At 46.2% G+C, this 4,094-nt stretch carries 2 protein-coding genes; both read right to left on the reverse strand.

Going from position 1 to position 4,094, the window contains the following annotated elements:
* Positions 1-2,345: glycoside hydrolase family 10-like protein (locus tag PX636_RS03120; protein WP_288116191.1), on the reverse strand; the 2,345-nt coding region annotated here is incomplete at its 3' end.
* Between the two features lie 178 nt (positions 2,346-2,523).
* Positions 2,524-3,873: a UDP-N-acetylmuramoyl-L-alanine--D-glutamate ligase gene (gene murD, locus PX636_RS03125; protein ID WP_004163487.1), complete on the reverse strand. Its 1,350-nt coding sequence runs from the start codon at positions 3,871-3,873 to the stop codon at positions 2,524-2,526.
* Positions 3,874-4,094 lie beyond the last annotated feature (221 nt).

Genomic DNA, 4,094 nt, shown 5'->3' on the forward strand with positions numbered 1-4,094 from the left:
CTCGCCGCCGCCGTTTTGAAGGGTTGACGGTGGGGTAAAGGTTCGGTTTTTTTCGTAATTATCGATCCCTGAATGCGATTAAGAATTGTTTGCAAGTTGGGATTGAGATTTTCTGTGGCAAAAAGAGCGAATCCCGAAGTGGGAAGATTACGAATAAATTGTAGTTGATCGATCGTGACTTGATCGGGTACTTTTAACAGACGGATACCGGGTATAATCAGAGCATTTCCTGCAATTTGGCGATCAAATAAAGACTTGGTTTTATCTTCTAAAGTCCCTGTATCGAGAGCATAAGTCATTAAAAATATCAGGTCTATCCATTGATTTTGTCCCCATTCTTCCCAGTTTTGTTGAATACGATATAATCGTTCTTTTTGTTCTAGGGGAAACACCGCCGCCGACATTTTTAAGTGGGGGCGAATCTGTTTTAAGCGAGTAGAAACCTGCGAGACAAAAGTATCAACCTGACGGATTTTAAAGCTAGTCCATTGTTCCCATAAAGCACCCCGGGGATTTAACGTAATTGGATCAACTCCCGTCATTTGTTTAAATAACCAGCGGCCGGATTTACCATAACCATAGGTTTGATTAGAATCTTGACTCTGGAAGGGATAGCGAATATAATCTAACTGCAAGCCATCCACATCATAATTCTTGACAATTTCCTCGTAAAGAGATAAAAGATAGTTCTGTACCTCGGGATTAGCAGGATCAAAAAAGGCCTTTTTCATGCCTTGACTGTAATCAAAAGAACCACCACTTTTATTAGTTGCCCCCCAATCGGGATTACGGGATAAAACCGGACCTAGATAATCTAATGGTTGCTCTAATACTTTATTATGAGCTTGATTAGCCGCCGCAAAAACCCACACCCAGGCGTGGATTTCCATATTGCGTTCATGGGCTAATTTAACGGCAACTTTTAGGGGATCCCAACCTCTGGTTAAAGGGTTTTGTTCGGGGGCAACTTGACTGGGATAAATAGTATAACTAGCATTAACTGTCTCGAAAAAGACCACATTAATACCAGCTGCCGCCATGCGATCGAATACTTTAGCTAAATCCTCCTCATTTTTAGCTTCTACGATCGTTCCTCTATCTAACCACATTGCCCGTATTTCTGGTTGGGCAAATTGTCGATTAGTGGGATAATTATCCCAAAGATTTCGCCGCGCTTGTAACCAAAATTCCCGCGCTTGGGTATAGTCCCCCTGAGCGATTAAATTCTGAAAATTATTTAACGATCCTTGGGCATTTTCCAGGGCTAAACGGAATCGTCTGGCTGTATCTGAGGTGGGGGAATTTTTCCCGCGATTATGAAATGCTTGTGCTAAGGATTTATCAGTATTGGATATATTACTGTTGCTGGCCTCTAAAGCTAAGAGAGTCACCCCATAACGCCCGATTAATCCCTGCAATTCCGCCGTCATCTGGCTAATTTGTTGAGGAGTTAGGCTGGCTCTGGGGGGAATTGCCTCGGTACTCGGACTTAATCTCGCCGTTTCACTGGGGGGATTTTCTGAAATCTGCGGTAGAGGGCGACGGGGTGCGATCGCAACGCGCTCGCTACGCGAGATCGCTGTTGGGGTATTATTAATATTATTAACTATTGTTGATTGACCTTGACAATAGGGCGCAATTGTGTTATTAGAAGAACTGCGATTAATGCCGTAGCGTTGCAGGGCGGTTTCTAGCCAAGCACTATCGAGGGCGAGATTAGCGACGGCATCGCTGCCCCAGCGCCAACCGAGAAAGATCGAGTTATTATTGAGGACAACGGCGGGGGGATTGTTGCGCGCCCCCCAGACGGCAACGGTTTGGCTATTAACTCCCGTGGGGATAACCACACCACCGAGGAGACTGCTGGCTAAAGGTTTTTGGTTTTTCAGTTCACCCAAATTAGTCGGCCGCAGGGTGTAAGCTTGGGAGTGGGGATAGGCCCAGTAAGCCCCAAATAGCGATCGCAATTGATGACGCACAGCAGGTTCCGAAAGATTCCCCGCCGGACCGGTGACAATAATTTTACCACCGCGATTAAGCCAACGACTCAAGACATCAGCTTGTAAACCGGAAATAGTCTCGACGTTGGGGATGATTAGAACCTTAATTTTATTTAAATCCGCGTCGCTTTGCCACTGATTACTCTGGAGAATGCAGTAATTAACCCCGACATTTTGCAAACGTTCGGTTATATCTGTCCATTGATTGGCATTTTCTTGACTTTTTAACACTGCCACCGGTGTCGCTAAAACTGGGATCGGCAGCAAGACACCCACACAGGACAAAAGACAGGCAATTAGGGGCTTGTTAAAAAGATGATCAAGATGGAAGGACGATCCCAGCACGTTTTTTCTCTTAATTTTTTGGTTAACTCCTCCTGATTTTACCCAACTTAGCCGAAAAAGAGGATCTTTGGGAACAAAAATTGCGTCTTAGTCGTCGGCAACAGGGTTTTAGGGTGTTGGGGTTTTAGGGTTTTAGTGGAAATTCCCCACTCCCCCATTCCCCCACTCCCCCATCTCCCTACAACTGTAAGGACAATTGCCGAAAGTGAGTGCCGCGATGTTCAAAACTTGGGTATTGGTCAAAACTGGCGCAAGCGGGCGATAATAACACCACTTTAGCCTCTTTTGCCGGTCCTAGTTCAGCCGCGCGTTGAACTGCCCTGTCCATCGTTTCTACACATTCATAATCTTGATAACCTGCTGACTGTAAACGACGGGCAAAATCGGCGGCAGCGTCACCAATAAGCAGCACGGTGGCGACTTTTGCCTTAATTTCAGCGATCCAAGCCCGATCATCCCCTGCTTTCGCTTCTCCCCCCGCGATTAAAATCGCCGGACTCGGGACGGATTGTAAGCCCACTGCGGCGGCATCGTAGTTAGTTGCTTTACTATCATTAATAAAGTCTAGGCCTTTATAGGTACAAACATACTCTAGACGATGGGCAACCCCGGGGAAAGTGGCGATCGCTTCGGTAATGGCTTTTTTCTCGATTCCTGCCAATCTAGCGGCGGCCACAGCCATAAGCAAATTCTGTTGATTGTGACTACCCACCATTTTCAGGAGATTAACCGGGGCAATTAACTCCCCAAAAGCCACGATCCAGTTATCTTGGAGATAAACACCACGACTAGGATCGCCCAAAAGCGCAGCTTTGCCCTGCACAGAAGTCCAATAAGCTTGTTGCCATTGACTAACACCGATTTGACGCAGATAGGGATCATCACCGTTGAGGATTTGGCGATCGCTTCTTTGCAGTAAAGAGGCTTTAATCTGATAATAATTTTCCAGGGTTTGATGACGACTGAGGTGATCGGGGGTAAAAGTTGTCCAGATGCCGATTTTCGGCGATAAATCCCGACTGGACTCGATCTGATAACTACTAATCTCCGCAATAATCCAATCGTATTTATCGGCTTTTAAAGCCAATTCACAGGCAGCATAGCCGATATTACCGCAGGAAGGGGCATTTAACCCCGCTTTTTGAAAAATAGCGGCACAGAGGGCGGTGGTGGTGGTTTTGCCGTTAGTTCCCGTAATACCCAACCAAGGGGAAGATTGCAGATAACGCCAAGCTAATTCTAATTCTCCGATCGTATCGATGCCTTTTTCTCTGGCAGTAATTAAAATCGGGGCATCCCAAGGCACCCCGGGGCTAACCACGATAAGATTAGGCAAGTCCGAAGCCTCTAGACTGAGATTTTGACCAAGATTGACAATAATTCCTTCCCTTTCCAGATTGGTTTTGGTTGCTTGTAAACTGGGAGAATCAGAGCGATCGCTTAATGTCACCTGCCAACCATCCCGTTTTAAGCATCTTGCCGCCGCTATTCCCGATCTTCCCAATCCAATAATCGCCGCTTTCGCCATCTTGTTGCCACTCTACTCAAGAGTCAATTTTTAGCAATCTCTATCCTACTGTGGATTAGGTCGAGTAATAACTAGGGTTTGCGGCAAAAAGTTTTTCGGTGGGGGCAGGGTGTAGGGTGTGGGGTGTAGGGTGTGGGGTGTAGGGTTTTAGCGATTTTGAGGGGGTCAATTACCTAATTTTCAGGGAAAAAGTCCCGGAATTTTCCACCCGATCACTACCA

It is taken from the genome of Microcystis sp. M53598_WE2, assembly GCF_030067735.1.
Classification (GTDB): Bacteria; Cyanobacteriota; Cyanobacteriia; order Cyanobacteriales; family Microcystaceae; genus Microcystis; species Microcystis aeruginosa.